Source organism: Arthrobacter sp. lap29 (assembly GCF_032458965.1).
Lineage (GTDB): Bacteria > Actinomycetota > Actinomycetes > Actinomycetales > Micrococcaceae > Specibacter > Specibacter psychrochitiniphilus.
In genome coordinates, this window is sequence record NZ_JAUCEK010000004.1 from 134,587 (window position 1) to 150,971 (window position 16,385).

The 16,385-nt window shown below is 60.4% G+C and carries 15 protein-coding genes and 1 tRNA gene; 3 read left to right on the plus strand and 13 right to left on the minus strand.

From position 1 onward, the window contains the following. Positions 1 to 27: 27 nt before the first annotated feature. On the minus strand, positions 28 to 969 hold the full coding sequence (locus RY113_RS08290) for an aldose 1-epimerase family protein (protein WP_315914202.1): 942 nt from the start codon (positions 967 to 969) through the stop codon (positions 28 to 30). Positions 970 to 1,102: 133 nt separating this feature from the next. On the opposite strand from RY113_RS08290, the gene RY113_RS08295 reads away from it, so the two are divergent. The 3 genes from RY113_RS08295 to galK are packed head-to-tail and all read left to right on the plus strand — an operon-like array spanning position 1,103 to position 4,253. Further along, positions 1,103 to 1,930, plus strand: coding sequence for a DeoR/GlpR family DNA-binding transcription regulator (locus tag RY113_RS08295; protein ID WP_110104666.1), 828 nt, complete (start codon positions 1,103 to 1,105; stop codon positions 1,928 to 1,930). Continuing rightward, positions 1,927 to 3,096 (plus strand): galactose-1-phosphate uridylyltransferase, encoded by a 1,170-nt coding sequence (gene galT, locus RY113_RS08300; protein WP_315914203.1) that lies wholly within the window; start codon positions 1,927 to 1,929, stop codon positions 3,094 to 3,096. The genes RY113_RS08295 and galT overlap by 4 nt, the downstream gene beginning before the upstream one ends. Continuing rightward, entirely contained in the window at positions 3,093 to 4,253 is a 1,161-nt protein-coding gene (gene galK, locus RY113_RS08305; RefSeq protein WP_315914204.1) for a galactokinase, read from the plus strand. The genes galT and galK overlap by 4 nt, the downstream gene beginning before the upstream one ends. A gap of 73 nt (positions 4,254 to 4,326) precedes the next feature. Here the strand turns inward: galK and RY113_RS08310 are convergent, their stop codons facing one another. The 12 genes from RY113_RS08310 to RY113_RS08365 form a co-directional block, all read right to left on the minus strand. Further along, on the minus strand, positions 4,327 to 5,514 hold the full coding sequence (locus RY113_RS08310; RefSeq protein WP_110104669.1) for a TerC family protein: 1,188 nt from the start codon (positions 5,512 to 5,514) through the stop codon (positions 4,327 to 4,329). A gap of 104 nt (positions 5,515 to 5,618) precedes the next feature. After that, positions 5,619 to 6,464 carry a Bax inhibitor-1/YccA family protein gene (locus RY113_RS08315; protein ID WP_110104670.1) on the minus strand — a complete coding sequence of 282 codons (846 nt, stop codon included), beginning with the start codon at positions 6,462 to 6,464 and terminating at the stop codon, positions 5,619 to 5,621. A 183-nt stretch (positions 6,465 to 6,647) separates the two neighbouring features. Beyond that, positions 6,648 to 7,352: an excalibur calcium-binding domain-containing protein gene (locus RY113_RS08320; protein WP_315914205.1), complete on the minus strand. Its 705-nt coding sequence runs from the start codon at positions 7,350 to 7,352 to the stop codon at positions 6,648 to 6,650. Positions 7,353 to 7,635: 283 nt separating this feature from the next. Next, a tRNA-Leu gene (locus RY113_RS08325) sits at positions 7,636 to 7,711 on the minus strand. A gap of 72 nt (positions 7,712 to 7,783) precedes the next feature. Then, positions 7,784 to 8,284 carry an N-acetyltransferase gene (locus RY113_RS08330; protein ID WP_315914206.1) on the minus strand — a complete coding sequence of 167 codons (501 nt, stop codon included), beginning with the start codon at positions 8,282 to 8,284 and terminating at the stop codon, positions 7,784 to 7,786. A gap of 158 nt (positions 8,285 to 8,442) precedes the next feature. Beyond that, a complete protein-coding gene (locus RY113_RS08335; RefSeq protein ID WP_315914207.1) occupies positions 8,443 to 9,915 on the minus strand; it encodes an NAD(P)/FAD-dependent oxidoreductase in 1,473 nt (490 codons plus the stop codon). An 89-nt stretch (positions 9,916 to 10,004) separates the two neighbouring features. Further along, positions 10,005 to 11,486: a S8 family serine peptidase gene (locus RY113_RS08340; protein ID WP_315914371.1), complete on the minus strand. Its 1,482-nt coding sequence runs from the start codon at positions 11,484 to 11,486 to the stop codon at positions 10,005 to 10,007. Positions 11,487 to 11,514: 28 nt separating this feature from the next. Then, a complete protein-coding gene (locus tag RY113_RS08345; RefSeq protein ID WP_110104673.1) occupies positions 11,515 to 12,468 on the minus strand; it encodes a Ppx/GppA phosphatase family protein in 954 nt (317 codons plus the stop codon). Between the two features lie 38 nt (positions 12,469 to 12,506). After that, positions 12,507 to 13,124, minus strand: a complete 618-nt coding sequence (locus RY113_RS08350; protein ID WP_315914208.1) for a DUF501 domain-containing protein — start codon at positions 13,122 to 13,124, stop codon at positions 12,507 to 12,509. Between the two features lie 94 nt (positions 13,125 to 13,218). Next, positions 13,219 to 13,971 carry a septum formation initiator family protein gene (locus tag RY113_RS08355; protein ID WP_315914209.1) on the minus strand — a complete coding sequence of 251 codons (753 nt, stop codon included), beginning with the start codon at positions 13,969 to 13,971 and terminating at the stop codon, positions 13,219 to 13,221. Positions 13,972 to 14,189: 218 nt separating this feature from the next. After that, a complete protein-coding gene (gene eno / locus RY113_RS08360) occupies positions 14,190 to 15,470 on the minus strand; it encodes a phosphopyruvate hydratase (RefSeq protein WP_110104676.1) in 1,281 nt (426 codons plus the stop codon). Between the two features lie 206 nt (positions 15,471 to 15,676). Next, entirely contained in the window at positions 15,677 to 16,384 is a 708-nt protein-coding gene (locus tag RY113_RS08365) for a MazG nucleotide pyrophosphohydrolase domain-containing protein (protein ID WP_315914210.1), read from the minus strand. Position 16,385: the final 1 nt, after the last annotated feature.

The window sequence follows — 16,385 nt, forward strand, 5'->3', positions numbered from 1 at the left end:
CGTCCATTTTGACCGTTCCACAAAGGCTCAAAGGACGGAGTCAACACCCCAGTTCATGGTGAATCTCTCACCGGGTGCCAGCCAGCGCAGACCTTGACCGGAGTTGAACGCATTGGCCGGACCGGTCATGGGTTCCAGTGCCACGGCAAGGGTCCGTCCCGGAAAAATACTGGTGACGTACACGTGAACATAATCCACGCTGGAATCGTGCCACAGACTTACGCTGCGCCCGTCCGGGGCAGATAGCGTGTGCCGGGCTACGCCGTGGTCCGTCACCAGGTCGGTGAAGGCAGTGTCCATCAGGGAATCCCGGACGGGCCGGCCGGCCCGCAAGTCAAAGCGCCCTGCCACGGCTTGCGTACTCGTGGGGATCATGCGCTCATTCGCTACCAAGCGAGTGGCGGCGTGCACCGTCAGGGTCAGCTCCTGCGCCGGGACATCACCCAAAGTGAAGTAAGGGTGGGCGCCCAGGACGAAAGGGGCTTTCCGGGAGGAATCGTTAATGAGGGTCTGGGCCGTCCGCAAGTTGCCATCTGCATCAAGGCAATACCGCACCTGGTGACGCATCAGAAAAGGGTAGCCATGCTGTGGATGGATAACCGCTTCCAACAGCACGTGAGTCTCGCTGACATCCAAGGCGTGGTAGCCGGTATTGCGCAACAGGCCGTGAATGGCGTTGTTGCGATCAACTTCGGTAATGTCCATCTGCTGCGTGTGGCCCTCCAGCTCCCACCGCCCACCATCAATGCGATTGGCGAAGGGGGCCAGTGTGATGCCCGCCGCGCCGGGAGCAATTTCTTCTAGCCGGTAGCTCTCCACGAGCGCCACCCCGGACTTGTCATAGGCGCGCAGACCAGCAGCCAAAGAGGTGATAATGGCGGTGGCATCCCCGCGGCGCAATGTAAATTGTGTGCCTGTGGCTGCCCGGGGGGCCGCTGATTGGCCGGTGGTGGCGTCAATAGTACTCATGCTGATTAGGTTACTGCCTTCACTATGTTAAATGTGTTTTGGACCACGAGACATACTGCGGAAACCACAACAATAATGTAATATTTTGTTTGAAACTGTTATTTTTGATCGGTGATGGAAGTAGGGCTTTTCAATGCTTGCACCAGAGCGCCAAGCGCGCATCCTCAAAGAACTGCAATTGCACGAAGCCGTTCGCGTGGCTGACATCGCGGTACTTCTAAATGTCAGCGAAATGACCATTCGCCGCGATATTGAAACCTTGGACCAGAACGGGTTGGCCCGCAAGATCCACGGTGGGGCCATGCGCTTGGCCCGGCTCAGCGCGTTAGAGCCCGGCTTTCTGCTCAACGTGGACAAGGCTCTTGATGCCAAAGTTGCCATTGCCAGTGAAGCTCTTGCGTTGGTGCAGCCTGGTATGACGCTTGCCCTGACAGGGGGCACCACCACGTATCAGCTGGCCATGGCCCTGGCAGCGGAATTGGACAGGCTGCGGAATCTGACGGTTGTCACCAACTCCCTCAAGGCCGCTGAGTTGCTGTATAACCACCAGGGCAGCTCGGATCTGAAGGTCATAGTGACAGGTGGAGAACGCACCCCCTCTGAGGCTCTTGTTGGTCCTGTGGCACGGCTTGCACTGCGCAGCATGAACACCGATATTTGCTTCATGGGCGTGCACGGTCTGGATGTGGAGCGCGGCTTGACCAGCCCCAACTGGCTCGAGGCGGAAACCAACGCCGCCTTCATTGAGGCCACCTCACGGCTGGTTCTGCTGGCTGATAGCTCCAAATTCCAGGTACGTTCACTGGCCGCCATTGCCCCCTTGTCCGCTGTTGACACCATCATCACCAACAACGATCTGAGCCCGGCCACCGTAGAACTATTCTCCGCACGGGTCAGCCATTTTTTCGCCGCACCTCAAACGGGCGCATCCTCCCACCTCCCAACCGGAAAGATCTCATGACCATCGCCACCAGTACGCGCCTTGCCGACGGCCGGGAACTCATTTACTTTGACGACGGCACTCAAGCCAAGTCTCATAAGAGCCTTGACACGCGTCCCCTTGATGCACGTTCCCAGGAGAACACGGGAGAACTGCGCTTCGACGCGCTCACAGGAGACTGGGTGGCTGTTGCCGCGCACCGGCAGACCCGCACCTATTTGCCCCCGGCCAACCAGTGCCCACTCTGCCCCACCACGGGCGAGAATCTCTCCGAGATTCCCGATTCCGCTTATGACGTGGCTGTTTTTGAAAACCGTTTCCCGTCACTGGGCCCGGCGGTGGGCAGCATTCCGGAAAGTCCTCAATGGGGCACCATGGGACGGGCCTTTGGCCGCTGCGAAGTGGTGGCCTTCACCCCCGAGCACACAGGTTCCTTTGCCGGGCTCTCCGAAGAGCGCGCCCGCACTGTTATCGATGCCTGGGCGCACCGAACAGAAGCATTGAGCGCACTGCCGGGCGTCAAGCAGGTGTTCCCCTTTGAGAACCGCGGCCAGGATATTGGTGTGACATTGCACCACCCCCATGGCCAGATCTACGCCTACTCCTACGTCCCGCCACGCAGCCAAGTCATGGCCGCTGCTGCCCGGGACTTCTATGACGCCCACAATGGTGGCGCCACGCTGCTGGGGAACATCCTCACCAACGAATCCGAGTCCGGGGAGCGCATGATCGCCCAGGGCCAACACTTCAGCGCCTACGTGCCTTTTGCCGCGCACATGCCGCTGGAAGTCCATCTGACCCCGCACCGCCATGTCCCCGACTTTGCCGCACTCAACGATGCTGAACGCGATGAATTGGCCTCCATGTATTTGGATGTTCTACGCCGTCTGGACAGCCTCTATGACTCCCCCACACCGTATATTGCCGCCTGGCACCAGGCGCCGTTGGACTCTGTGCTGCGTCCGGCCGGACGGTTCCACCTGGAACTTACTTCCCCGCGCCGGGCTGCCGACAAGCTAAAGTTCCTGGCCGGCTCCGAGGCCGCCATGGGCGCGTTCATTAACGACACCACACCCGAACAAGTTGCTGCTCTGTTGCGTAACACCCCCGGGAGTCCCACATCCAGCAGCACATCCGGGTCCCTTTCCGGCATGGTCTCCCGCACCCAGAAAGCAGGTTTGCTATGAGCCAGTCCATCGATGCCACCGCGGTAGCGGCAGCGTTCACCGAGGCCTTTGGTGGCACCCCCGACGGCGTCTGGGCGGCTCCTGGCCGGGTCAACCTCATCGGCGAGCACACCGACTACAACGAAGGTTTTGTGCTGCCGTTCGCCATTGACCGGGCCGCCGCGGTGGCCATCAAGCTCCGAACCGACAACGTGGCCCGGCTGCGCTCCAGCTATGGCGAGGCGCTCACCGTGAGTGTTATTCTTGACACCCTCTCCCATGAGACCATGCAGGGCTGGACGGCCTATCCGCTGGGCGTTGTGTGGGTCATGCGCCAGATGGGCATCACCCTTGGCGGCTTTGATCTGTTCCTGCATTCCACGGTGCCCTCGGGTGCCGGGCTGTCCTCGTCGGCCGCCATTGAATGCGCCGTGGCCACGGCCTTCAACGAGCTGGAATCTGCCGGGCTGAGCCTGAACGAACTTGTTCTGGTGGGCCAGCGCGCGGAGAACGAGGTAGTGGGAGCCCCCACCGGCATCCTTGACCAGTCCGCTTCCCTGCTGGCCACGGAAGGCCATGGCGTGTTCCTGGACTGCCGCACACAGGAGTCCAAGGCTGTGCCGTTGGATCTGGACGCGGCGAATCTGCTGATTCTGGTGGTTGATACCAAGGTCAGCCACGCACACGCCACGGGCGGATATTCTGCCCGCCGCGCCTCCTGTGAGCTGGGTGCAGAGGTGCTGGGCGTCGCCGCCCTGCGGGACGTTTCTGTCAGCGGACTGCCCGAGGCCGCGGGTCTTCTGGATGAGGAGACGTACCGCCGCGTGCGCCACATTGTCACGGAGAACCAGCGTGTGCTGGACACCATTGCTGTCCTGGGCCACGCCGGACCCGGCGCCATTGGTGACTTGCTCACCGCCAGCCATGCCTCGATGCGGGACGATTTTGAAATTTCCTGCCCTGAGCTAGACCTTGCCGTGGACACGGCACTGGCTCATGGCGCGCTGGGTGCCCGCATGACAGGCGGCGGTTTTGGCGGCTCAGCCATCGCCCTGATTCCGGCGGCCAGCGAGGCCACGGTGCGTGAGGGCGTTCTCCAGGCCTTCGCAGCGGCCGGCTTCACAGCACCTGACATCTTTGCTGTGTCTGCGGCTCCGGGCGCCCGGCGAATCGCCTAAGCGCTCAGCTCATCGTCAACACAAAGGCCGCGCCCCACAGTATGTGGGGCGCGGCCTTTGTGTTGACGCCGGACTACTTGTTCAGGTGGTCCCGGTGTGTTTGCTGTGCCTGGGCGATTTGCATCAGGATTTCCTCGGAGTCCTTGTGCTTGTCGCGGTACTTAGGCTCCATGGTGCTGATGGTCTTTTCTTCGACCATCAGCATGCTGTACACGCGCTCCCGCTCAGCGGAATCAGCCGTGTAATCCAAGTCCAGGTAGTTATCCGCATGGCGGCGGGCGTTATTGAACACCGTCTGCGCCTTGCCGGACTTGCTCACCAGCGAGGCAATGATGGTCACTGCCAGGACTCCGATGATCACGGTCAGGGACAGCCCCGTGCCGATTTCAAACACCGGGACGGCCTCGCCACCGTTGATGAACGGCAGGTTGTTCTCGTGCAGCGCGTGCAACACGAGCTTCACACCAATGAACGCCAGGATCGTAGCCAGGCCGTAGGAAAGGTAGATCAGGCGGTCCAGTAGGCCATCTAGCAGGAAGTACAGCTGGCGCAGACCCATGAGGGAGAACGCCGTGGCGGTGAAGACGATGTACACGTTCTGGGTCAGCCCGAAGATGGCCGGGATGGAATCCAAAGCGAAGAGCAGATCGGTGCCACCAATGGCCACCATGACCAGCAGCATCGGGGTAAGGACCTTTTTGCCGTCGATCTTCGTGAAGAGCTTGTCGCCGTCGTACTTTTCAGAAGTATTGAAGAGCTTCTTGGCAAGCTTGATGATGAAGTTATCAGCGTCGTCGCCGCCGCTGTCTTCTTCCTTGAGCAGGTTTCCTGCCGTGATGAGCAAGATGATGCCGAAGATGTAGAACATCCAGGACCAGGTGTTGATCAGTGCTGCGCCGGCAAAAATGAAGGCGGTGCGGGCGATCAGCGCAAAGACGATGCCGAAGAGCAGCACTTTTTGCTGGTCTTCGCGGGGAACCTTGAAGCTGGCCATGATGACCAAGAACACGAAGAGGTTATCAACGCTCAGGGCCTTTTCGGTGATGTATCCGGCGAAGTACTCCCCGCCCATGGTGACGCCACCGAAGGCAAGCACCACAACTCCGAAGACTAGGGCCAAGCCTACGTAAATGGAGGACCAGATGGCCGCTTCCTTCAACGTGGGGATGTGCGCCTTTCGGATGTGGAAGAAGTAGTCAAAGGCCAACAAGGCCAAAATGACAACAATGGTAATGCCCCAGATCAGAGGGGATACGTTCATGAGCTGCTCTCGCTAGTTTCGAACAAGGTATGTAAGTGGTTTCAGTATGTAAACAACGCCCGGTCCAAGGGGCCGGGCGTTGTCAAAAGAAGGGGTGGGAGGGGCTAGTTATTGCCTCGCAAGATGGCCAGCAGGCGCAGGATCTCCACATACAGCCACACGAGCGTGACCGTGAGGCCAAAGGCGGCCGTCCAGGAATATTTGGTGGGCACCCCACGCTGCACACCCTGCTCAATGGAGGTGAAGTCCACAATCAGCGAAAATGCTGCCAAGCCGATCGCGAACAGGCCAATGACCACGCCGAACGGGATGTTTGTTCCCGGAATGTTCATGCCATTGATACCCCAAGGGGTGGTGGTGACGTTGAAAACCATGAGGAAGAAGTTAATCATCGAGAAGAGGGCGTAGCCAGAGAGCGCGATGATGAAAAAACGCGTCATCTTCGGTGTGGCACGGACCTTCGCGTTGCGGAACAGCACCAAGGTGACAAGGAAGACGCTCAAGGTACCCAGCACGGCTTGAACAACAATGCCCGGGTAGACGCCCTCTAGCAAGCCCGAGAGGCCACCCAAGAACAAGCCCTCAAAGAGTGCGTAGGCCAAGATCAGCACCGGTGACGGTTCCTTCTTGAAGGAGTTCACCAGCCCCAGCACCAGACCAATGATCATGCCGGGCCACATGAGGGCAGGAACCATCCACCCCAGAGCAGCACCCACCAGCACCAGGGTGAGCGTGAAGACTGTCTTCATGATGACGTCGTCGTACGTCATCCGGCCGGTCTGGGACGCATTGGCTGAGGGCTTGCTGTACATGTCCTGCAACTGCTGCGCGGAGAACTGCGCCTGGGCGGACATGGTGTCAGCTCCACCGTTGACGGAGCCGCGATATCCGGCCGGCGTTTCCTTGAAGTTCTTATTGTTGGCAAATACCGGGTTTCCACCAAGTGCCATCGTGCCTGTGCCTCCAAAATAGGGGGTGAAGTAATCTTCCAACTCTACCAAGCAGGATGCGTAGACGAGACAATTTGTGCCTTTTGGACGCTATTGACAGCTCATTGCCAGTATTCGTTCACCTAACGTTTACCTAACTCACCAAAACAGCGCTCCGCTGGGCGTTGTGCCCGTCACAGTGGCCTACTTGTCGCAGGCAATGCCATCCTTGTCACGGTCAAGCGGTCCCCGGTACCCCGGTTGACCAACATGCATGGGAGCAGCACCAGCAGCCTTGGCTTCGCTGCAGTTCGCATAATAAACTGCCGCTGGCACCTCAACTAGGGGCTGAATAGGCGGGGCTTGTTGGGCCTCGGCCTCCTCAGCCGCACGCCGGGCAGCCTCATTGGCCGCGGCTGTATCTGCCGCAACCTTTTCCGCAGCGGCCTTTTTCTCAGCAGCTTCGGCAACTACCCGTGCGGCTTCATCGGCGGCCGCCTTGGCCTGCTCATCTTGCGCAGCCTTTGTGGCTGCGACGGCCGATGCTTCGGCGCTGGCCTTGGCCTCGGCGGCGCCTTCTTTAAATACCTGGAACACCACGGTCTCGCCTTCGGCCACGAGTGCCCCGGATGCCGGGTCATGACTCTCAACGGTCCAGTTCTTTGGTGACAAGATTGTTTTGCCATCAACTGTGTCAACGAATGTGGTCTCGATCCCGTGGGCTTTCATCGCTTCAACAGCTAGCTCCAGAGATTTTCCCGCGTAGTTTGGAAGGGTGAAGCCATTACTGGCAGCGGTGCCGGTTGAAGAGGCCTCATCAATGTCCTCGCCAGTTCCACAAGCACCTAGCAATCCCATCAGGACAACCAGAATAATACCGCCGCACAGCAACTTGGCTCTCTTCGCCATTTTCTTCTTCACAGTCTGTCCCCATCAAGGCTTGAGCGTTACGAGTGATCGCCGACCAACACCTCATCGCCACGGAATATCAACTTGGGTGGAAAACGCCGGCACACAGCAAGAAGAAACTGAAATACGGCGGGAGTTGGCCTTCATCACGAGCATAGGACGGTGGCTCATGTTTAGTTCAAACGCGGGGTTGCGCAGTGGAATAAAGTTCGCTGAACTCGTAACAATCCACGCATTTACTCGCGGGAGGCCACAGGTGTGCACAAGCGGTGGCGCTGACTGGTGGTACCCCAGGTCGGACTCGAACCGACACTTTACAGATTTTAAGTCTGTTGCCTCTGCCATTGGGCTACTGGGGCTGATTTACAGGAGAATTCCTTTATGCTCTCGTCAACACTACTGGATGCACTGCCCGTCAATGAAACTGCGTGTCAGAGCGAGTTGAAAGGATCGGCGTACCGGAACACTCCGTGGCTTCCGGGTTCATAGTTGGCCAGGGGTAGCCCCATGAAATGTGAACCCCAGGACTGATCAGGTGAGACGATGCCCAGAGAATCGGCAGGGACAAAACCGAAGCGGGGGAAGTACTCGGCGTGACCTAAAAGGACCATAGTCCGCTCCCCCATGGCATTCGCCGCCTCGATGCTCGCGTTCATCAACGCCGAACCAACACCTTGTTTTTGATATTGCGGCAGCACTGCAAGGGGACCCAGACCCAATGATTGCGCTTCACCGATCCAGGCACGCGTGGTGATGACATAGCCCAGAATTTCACCCCGGTCTCCCTCCGCCACCAACGACAACAGTGGCATGTATTGCCGGGCGGCAAAGAGTTCCCGCACCAGTTTGGCTTCCATGAGAGTGGGGAACACTGCCTCCAGGAGGGCGTGGATCTCAGGCCGATCCCCTGCTTGCTCACGTCGAATGATCATCAGATAAGTCTAGTGCAGTAATTTTTTGAGCCCCTTGGCGCCATGGTGCCTTGGCAGCGTCAGGCCAAGACAGCGTGAGAGTGAAAAACGGCGACCCCCGCCTAGGCCTGTTTCCAGGGTGGGAGGGGTCGCCGTCGTATGTTTCTTAGAAGTGCTGGCTACTCGGCCGTGGCTTCTTCCTTCTTTTCAACCTTGGCTTCAGCGGGCTTGGCAGCCGGAGCTTCAGAGGCCGGAGCGGCCGGAACCTCAGCGGGCTTGGCAGCGGGCTTCGGGGCCGGGGTGGCAGCCGTGACGAAGGCCTTGCGCGGGTTGTCCAGGAATTCCAGCTGAGCCAGGTCGCGGCCAGCAAACATTGCCACGAACCAGTCCATGATGACGCGGAACTTGCGCTCCACAGTGGGCATGGCCAGCCCGTGGTAGCCGCGGTGTGCCACCCAGGCCAGGGGGCCCTTGAGCTGGATGCCCATGATCTTGGCAACACCCTTCCATTCACCGAAGCCGGCAACAGCACCAAGGTTCTTGTGCTTGTAACCCTTCATCGGCTTGTTGAAGCGGCTGGCCCACAGGTTCTTGGCAAGGCGCTTGGCCTGGCGGAGAGCGTGCTGGGCATTCGGAACACAGGTGCCATCGGGCAAGCCGCCGGTGACATCCGGAACAGCCGCCACATCGCCGGCAGCCCAGGCGTTGGGGATAACACCGAATTCGCCGGTGATCTGCAGGTTGGCGTTGACGGAGACGCGGCCACGCGGCTCGATCGGGAAGTCAGTGGAGCGGACCATGGGGTTGGCCATGACTCCGGCAGTCCAGATGAGGGTATCGGCGTCAAATTCCTGGGCAACACTCTTGTCCGGCAGGTTGATGAGCTTAATGCCCTTACCTTCGGCGTTGTCCAAGGAGGTGTTCAAGAGTACTTCCATGCCGCGGCTGCGGAGGTGGTCAACAACCCAGAGTGCCTGCTTCTCGGTGACCTCGGGCATGATCCGGCCCATGGCTTCCACGAGTACAAAGCGCAGCTCGGACTGCTCTACACGGTTGTTGAGCTTGACGGCGGCGCGTGCCATGTCCTCAAGCTCGGCGATGGTCTCGATACCGGCGAAGCCGCCGCCAACTACCACGAAGGTCAAGGCGCGTGCGCGCACGGCGGGGTCGGTCTCGGTGGAGGCCTGCTCAATAAGGGACAGAACCTGGTTGCGCAGTGCAACAGCTTCTTCAATGGTCTTCAGGCCGATGCCTGATTCGGCCAGACCCTTGATGGGGAAGGTGCGGGTGACCGCGCCAGCAGCCATGACCACGTCATGGTACGGCAGCTCGAACGGTGCGCCGCCGTCAACCGGGGCAATGACAGCCGTGCGGTTTTCGTGGTCAATGCTGGTCACGGAACCCTGGATGAGTTCGGTTTCCTTCAGGTGCTTGCGGTGTGAGACAACAGCGTGACGTGCCTCGATGTTGCCACCGGCAACTTCGGGCAAGAACGGCTGGTACGTCATGTAGGGCAGGGGATCAACAAGGGTGACGATGCCACCGAACTTTGCGATCTTCTTCTGCAGGTTAAACGCCGTGTAAAGGCCGACGTAACCGCCGCCAACTACGAGGACGCGCGGACGTGCTGAAAAGGTGGGAGTGATTGCCATATCTCTATACTACATTTGTTTGTGAAAATATTCACTAGGGAGTTTTTGTGATTCTCACCGCACCCTTTCCCAAAGGCACGACGGCGGCACTAATGCTTGGGTTTGTTGCCTTGCCGAGGGCGCAAGGAGGGCTCTGGCGGGGCCTCGGATGCCGCCCCGGAGCCAGAATCGCCACCTGACCCGCCAGCTTCTCCCGCAGCTGCCACGTAAGCTGACCCGCCAGCTTCTCCCGCACGCACGCGCCGCCGTGCCAGCAACAGATGCCCGCTGCCAGCAGCCAGGATGAGCACCAAAAGCCCTGCTGATCCCAACACCAATGCCTGAGGCAGGGGGCTGCCCAATAGCTCCGGCGTGATCGCCACAGGGACGTGGGCATCGCTCAGTGTTGGTTTGGGCTGAGGCCTGGAGGTCACGGGTGTGCCGCCCTCATTGGTGGGCGCCACCACGGCGCCGCGACGGTGCACACGGATCCACTCCGAGATGCTGCCCATGGGGTTATCCGTGACCTCGGGAACATCGGCGCTCAGGGCCGCTTCGGCGTCGAGAATTCCGTAGCCATAAATGGCGTTGGGGACACCCGCCCCCTTGGGCTTGGCTGTTGAAATGATCCTGTTGATGACCTGTGCGGCGCTCATGGAAGGATATTTGGAGCGAATCAGGGCTGCGACTCCGGAGACTATAGGCGCGGCCCCACTGGTTCCATTCCAGCTGGCGTACCCGCCGCTGGGCAGCCCGCCTGCCAGGTCCTCCGCCGGGGCACTGACGCCAATGCTGATCCCCTGCGAGGAGGAATCGATGCTTGCCGTGCCGTCTCGATCGAGACCGCCCACGGCCAGGACACCCGGGATGGTGGCTGGAGCACCCACTTGTTCGCTGCCTGATTTGCGGTTGCCTGCCGCGGCCACAATGAGAACATCGTTGGCTTCTGCGTAGGCAAAGGCGTCATCCCAGCTCTGCGGCCAGGCTGTGGATGAACTGCCCAGGGACATGTTGATAATCTTGGCGCCCTGGTCCACGGCCCAGGTCACGGCTGCCGGAATCTGGTCATCAATGTTTTTTCCGGACGGGTTTTCGCTGCCCAGCCACACCGAAATGCTCAAGAGTTCAGCTTTTGGTGCCACGCCGATGACCCCGTCCGGCCCGGCCCCCACGGTAGCTTTTGCCTTGGCAGTGCTGCTGGCTTTTGGTGCAGCCTTTGATGGACTGGCGGTACTGGCGTTGTGTCCGCGGCCTCCCAGCATTGTTGCCACAAGCGTGCCGTGCTCGGGTTCGGCGCCAATGCCCTTGGTGCCTTCTTTGTTACCTTCACCGGACATGTCGATCCCGCCCACCACGGCACCTTTGAGGTCTATATGGTCCGCGTCAATGCCACTGTCGATGATGGCAACTTTCACACCCTCCCCCTGCGAGAGTTCCCACGCCTTTGCGATCCCTGACTGTTGGAGCCAGTACTCGCGGTTGCGGATGTCATCGGCGGATGCGGCGGGCGCCCCCACTACGGCCAGTGAGCCGGCCAGGGCAAGCGTTATCAGCGCGGCAGCGACAGCGCGCAACCGTGGGGCTAACTGCATGTGGGCTCGTTTCAGTAAGGAATGGATGTCAGCTTCGGGCTGCACCCAAGGCAATTCCATCCAGAATATCGTGTTCACTGGTGGTTGCCGATTCCACGCGCCCGCCGTTGAGCTCTGACACCCGGCGCAGCACCGTTCGCCAGATCAGGGCTCCGGCGCCAATGACGTCTACACGGCCCGGATGCATGAAGCCAAGCTCGGCGCGCTGGGCCCGTGTCATGGACAGCAGCGAGGTGGCCGCAGCATCCACTGTTTCCAGAGGTACTACGGCGGCATGAATCACCTCGCTTTGGTAGCTCTCCAACCCCAGGGCGTGCGCCGTGATGGTGGTGATGGACCCTGCCACACCCACCACTTGGGTGACGTTGGCAAGCGGCACCGCGGCGAGGACCTCCTGGAGTTTATCTTCGATGGCTGCCTCGGCAGCAGCAATTTCAGCCTCGGTGGGCGGGTCTGATTTCAAGTACCTTTCGGTAAATCGCACGCACCCCATGTTGGTACTCACCCCCGCCACAACACCCTTGCCGTCACCCACAACGAATTCTGTGCTGCCGCCGCCCAGATCAACAACCAGGACGCGGCTCTCCCCCAGTACTGGTAGCACGCTGACAGCGCCGGCGAAGGAGAGAGCCGCCTCTTGGTCACCACTGACAACTTCAGGTTCCAGCCCGAGCCGGGCCTTGATGCCGGCCACAAATTCGTCCCTGTTACCGGCGTCGCGGGTGGCGCTGGTGGCCACAAAACGCACCCGTTCCACGGCGTTGGCGGCGATGATGGCGGCGTAATCGTCCACGGCAGCGAAGGTGCGCACCAGTGCCTCAGGGGCCAGTAATCCGGTGACGTCAACGTCTTGTCCCAGCCGGACCACACGCATTTCACGGTGCACATCACTCAAGGACGCCCCACCCTGTGCTCCTAGGGACACATCAGCAATGAGGAGACGGATCGAATTTGTTCCACAGTCAATAGCTGCAACGCGCATCTTGATGGCCTTTCGGAAAAGCTGCGTGGACGTGCTGATTACGGGTTCTGCTGGTTTAAATGCTTGACGTGGCGGCTCAGGTCCTTGTGCGGGACGGGTGCGGCGTTGTCCCAGGCACCGGCACAGTAGCAGGACTCTGGCGTCCACCACTGGGCTACTGCGGCTAGGGCCTCGTCGCCCAGCGGGTTGACGCCGGGACCTTCGGCTAGTGCATGCCCAATGAGCACGTGAAGGCATTTGACACGGGTAGGCATGCCCCCGGCGGAGATGCCGGCAATTTCCGGCACAGGACCGGTTCCGGCGCGTTCACCAATCGCTTCGCGTGCTGCAATGTAGCTCTCATGCGCCAACTGGTAGGCGGCGGCCAGCTCCGTGTCCGTCTCCAACCGTTGGGTCATCTCGTTCATGAGACCGGCGGCTTCGAGCCGTGATGCCGCAGCCGTCAAGATGGGGTGTGTCAGGTAAAACGTGGTGGGGAACGGGATCCCGTTGCTGAGCCGGGGAGCTGTGGCTGCCACCAGCGGGTTGCCGCAGATGCAGCGGGCCGGTATTTCCACGACATCGCGCACGGGGCGGTTGAGCTGCCGGCTCAGGGTGTCCAGATCATGTGGCGTGGGGATGCGCCCATTCGAGGCGGAGCTGATGGTTTCGGGCACGGGCGGGCCTTTCCTGGAACTGTTCTCAAGCGGTGTCCGGCGACGGCCGGGGTGTTCAACCTATTATTTTAGCGTGCCGGGCGGACACCGGGCATCAGGGTGCCGCTGGCGCAGTGGGCTCAACCGCCGGGGCAGGCTGTTTGGCAGCGGGCTCCTTGGGCGTCACGGGCACCTGTTCCTTGGCGGAATTCTTGACAGCCTCCCACAGGCCAGACACCCACGGTTCCACTGTGACTTCAGTAGCTTTTTTGGCTGTTGTTGCTTCGGCCGCAGCAGACTTGGCTGCACCTACCGAGTCTTTGACTTCCTCGGTGCCGTTGGCCCCGTACACCCAGTACCCGGTTTCACCGGGCATCAGCATACTCACCCGTTCGCGGGCTTGGCGCTTGATATAGGCAGGATCATCCCAGCGTTGAAGTTCTGCAGCATAGGCGTCCTGTTGCGCCTGCCGGGAGGTAATGTCTTCTTTCAGCGTGGCAATTTCGCTGCGTTGAGTCATGAAGGTGTGCACGTTGGGAGCCAATAAGATGGTGAAAACGCCCATGGTGAGCACAAGTACCAGGATTCGCCCGGAAAATGATCTGGCCGGGACAGGGCTGGTGCCTGCCGTGTGAATCACACCGTCCTGGCGGCTGCGCCCGTTGGGCCCACTGGTGAGCTGGCGCTCACGCTTGCCACGGGGCGGGGCCGGGACCGAAGAACCTTCGGCACCAGCGCCGGAGCCGGGCGTGGCACCAGAGTCAGCTGCCGGCGTCGTGCTAGCCGACGTGGCATCAGGTTTTTCCGGGTCGTTATGAAGCCCGGATGTGAACTGTGCTTTGGGCACTGAAGGCCGTCGTGTGGCCATGCTTTCCCTACCTGCCTGCGCCGGAGATTCCCCGGCAGCAATTATTCCAACGCTCTCTCACCTTCGGGCCGTTTTATCCAAACGCTCTCTCACCTTCAGGCCGTTATATCCAAACGCTCTCTCACCTTCGGGCAACGCGTGGGTTAATCGCAGAAGGCCGCGGAAGCTGGCGAGGTGTGAATTCCACCTTAGCCAGCCCCCGCGGCCTTCGTTGCTATTTAGCCCTTGAAACGCGGGAAGGCGCTGCGGCCTGCGTAGCGTGCGGCGTCGTCGAGTTCTTCTTCGATGCGCAGGAGCTGGTTGTACTTGGCAACTCGCTCGGAGCGGGCCGGGGCACCTGTCTTGATCTGACCGGCGTTGGTGGCAACGCAAATGTCAGCAATGGTGGTGTCTTCGGTCTCACCTGAACGATGCGAGGTGATGGTGGTGTAACCGGCGCGCTGGGCCATGGACACTGCGTCCAGGGTCTCGGTGAGCGAGCCGATCTGGTTGACCTTCACCAGCAGCGAGTTGGCCGAGTTCTCAGCAATGCCGCGGGAAAGGCGCTCGGGGTTGGTGACAAAAATGTCATCGCCCACGATCTGGACCTTCTCGCCAATGGCCTCAGTCAGAGTCTTCCACCCTTCCCAGTCTTCCTCATCCAGGGGATCCTCGATGGAGACCAGCGGGTAGTCGGCAACAAGCTCAGCGTAGTAGGCGCTCATGTCCGCAGCAGTCAGTGCCTTGCCTTCGAACTGGTAAGCACCGTCCTTGAAGAACTCGGACGAGGCAACGTCCAGGGCCAGGGCCACGTCCTTGCCGGGCTCGTAGCCTGCGCGCTTGATGGCTTCCAGGATCAGGTCCAGGGCTGCACGGTTGGAGGGCAGGTTCGGTGCGAAGCCGCCCTCGTCGCCCAGACCGGTGGAGAGACCCTTTTCCTGCAGAACGGCCTTGAGGTTGTGGTAGACCTCAACGCCCCAGCGCAGACCCTCAGAGAACGTTGCTGCACCCAACGGGACAACCATGAATTCCTGGATGTCAACGTCGGAATCTGCATGTGAACCACCGTTGAGGATGTTCATCAGCGGAACCGGCAGTACGTGTGCGTTGGGTCCGCCCAAGTAGCGGTACAGCGGCAAGCCTGCGGACTCTGCAGCAGCGCTGGCCACGGCCAGGGAAACGCCCAAGATGGCGTTGGCGCCGAGCTTGGACTTGTTGGAGGTGCCGTCCAGTTCCAGCATGACGGAGTCAATCAGGCGCTGATCCGTTGCGTCCAGGCCCTCAACTTCGGGGGCAATAACTTCCAAGACAGCCTCGACTGCCTGCAAAACACCCTTGCCCTGGTAACGGTTCTTATCCCCGTCACGGAGTTCCATTGCCTCGAAGGCACCTGTGGATGCACCGGAGGGAACGCCGGCGCGGCCCATGGCGCCATCGCTGAGCAGAACCTCAACCTCTACGGTCGGGTTTCCACGGGAATCCAAGATTTCGCGTGCATGAATGGCTTCAATAAGTGCCACGTATCGCTCCTAATAGTCAGCTTTGTAGAGTAGATGTCGACCACGCTGTCGCCTCAATCCTAGCCGACGGCGTGATGGGGCACTCATTCAATACGCTCAAAGCGGGAATGTTGCTCCCGGGCGGTGCCCCATAACGAAATTTTGCGCAGGAGACTTCCCTCACCTTCGTAGCGATACATCGTTGAGTATCGCTGCCTTGGGACTGGCTACTGCCTGCTGGCGCCCTGGCTGCGCTCCTGGAATTCCTGCACGGCATGGCGCAGGGCCCTTTCGGGGTCTAGCCCCTGACCTTGCGCCGCCAGCACGACGCCGAAGAGCGCCTTTCCGAGGTCTTCTTCAGTTTCGATGGGGCTGGGTAGGGTCCCTGCGGGGACTGGCAGGGATGCCCGCCGGGCCCGCTCCACTGATTTTTGTGCCATGGCCAGCGCTGGCAAGGAGTGCGGAATTCCGGCAAAGGGGCTCCATTGCTGACTCGGGGCCGCCGTGTTCTGCCTTGAGGCGGCACGTTCCTGGGCCTTAACCCGCTCCCAGGTCTCCTCGATTTCGGCAATGGTGGCGGGAAAACTCTCCTGCAAGGTGCCGTTGGCGTGGAAGACGTGGGGACTGCGGCGAATCATTTTTTCGCTGAGCCCGTGGGCCACCATAGCCAAGTCAAATTCGCCGCATTCTTCGCCGAGGCGTGCGTGCAGCACCACTTGGAGCAAAATGTCTCCGAGTTCTCCGGAGATTTCACTGGAGTTTCCGTGCTCCAACGCCTCGATGAACTCATGTGTTTCCTCCACCAGATAGCTGGTGAGTGATTCATGAGTCAGTGCGGCCGTCCAGGGGCAGTGTTCGCGAAGTGCCTGGACCACAGCAACAAGGCGGGCCAACTCCACTTCTGTGGAGCGGGCCCGCCCGTTGTGTTCAGGCACG

Bases quoted from the DNA above. Each gene is read 5' to 3' on its own strand.
- RY113_RS08345 (WP_110104673.1), bottom strand. From the start codon at position 12,468: ATGCGCGTTGCAGCTATTGACTGTGGAACAAATTCGATCCGTCTCCTC.
- RY113_RS08315 (WP_110104670.1), bottom strand. From the start codon at position 6,464: ATGGCACTTGGTGGAAACCCGGTATTTGCCAACAATAAGAACTTCAAG.
- RY113_RS08355 (WP_315914209.1), bottom strand. From the start codon at position 13,971: ATGGCCACACGACGGCCTTCAGTGCCCAAAGCACAGTTCACATCCGGG.
- RY113_RS08295 (WP_110104666.1), top strand. From the start codon at position 1,103: ATGCTTGCACCAGAGCGCCAAGCGCGCATCCTCAAAGAACTGCAATTG.
- RY113_RS08340 (WP_315914371.1), bottom strand. From the start codon at position 11,486: ATGCAGTTAGCCCCACGGTTGCGCGCTGTCGCTGCCGCGCTGATAACG.
- RY113_RS08320 (WP_315914205.1), bottom strand. From the start codon at position 7,352: ATGGCGAAGAGAGCCAAGTTGCTGTGCGGCGGTATTATTCTGGTTGTC.
- RY113_RS08290 (WP_315914202.1), bottom strand. From the start codon at position 969: ATGAGTACTATTGACGCCACCACCGGCCAATCAGCGGCCCCCCGGGCA.
- galK (WP_315914204.1), top strand. From the start codon at position 3,093: ATGAGCCAGTCCATCGATGCCACCGCGGTAGCGGCAGCGTTCACCGAG.
- galT (WP_315914203.1), top strand. From the start codon at position 1,927: ATGACCATCGCCACCAGTACGCGCCTTGCCGACGGCCGGGAACTCATT.
- RY113_RS08330 (WP_315914206.1), bottom strand. From the start codon at position 8,284: ATGATCATTCGACGTGAGCAAGCAGGGGATCGGCCTGAGATCCACGCC.
- RY113_RS08335 (WP_315914207.1), bottom strand. From the start codon at position 9,915: ATGGCAATCACTCCCACCTTTTCAGCACGTCCGCGCGTCCTCGTAGTT.
- RY113_RS08310 (WP_110104669.1), bottom strand. From the start codon at position 5,514: ATGAACGTATCCCCTCTGATCTGGGGCATTACCATTGTTGTCATTTTG.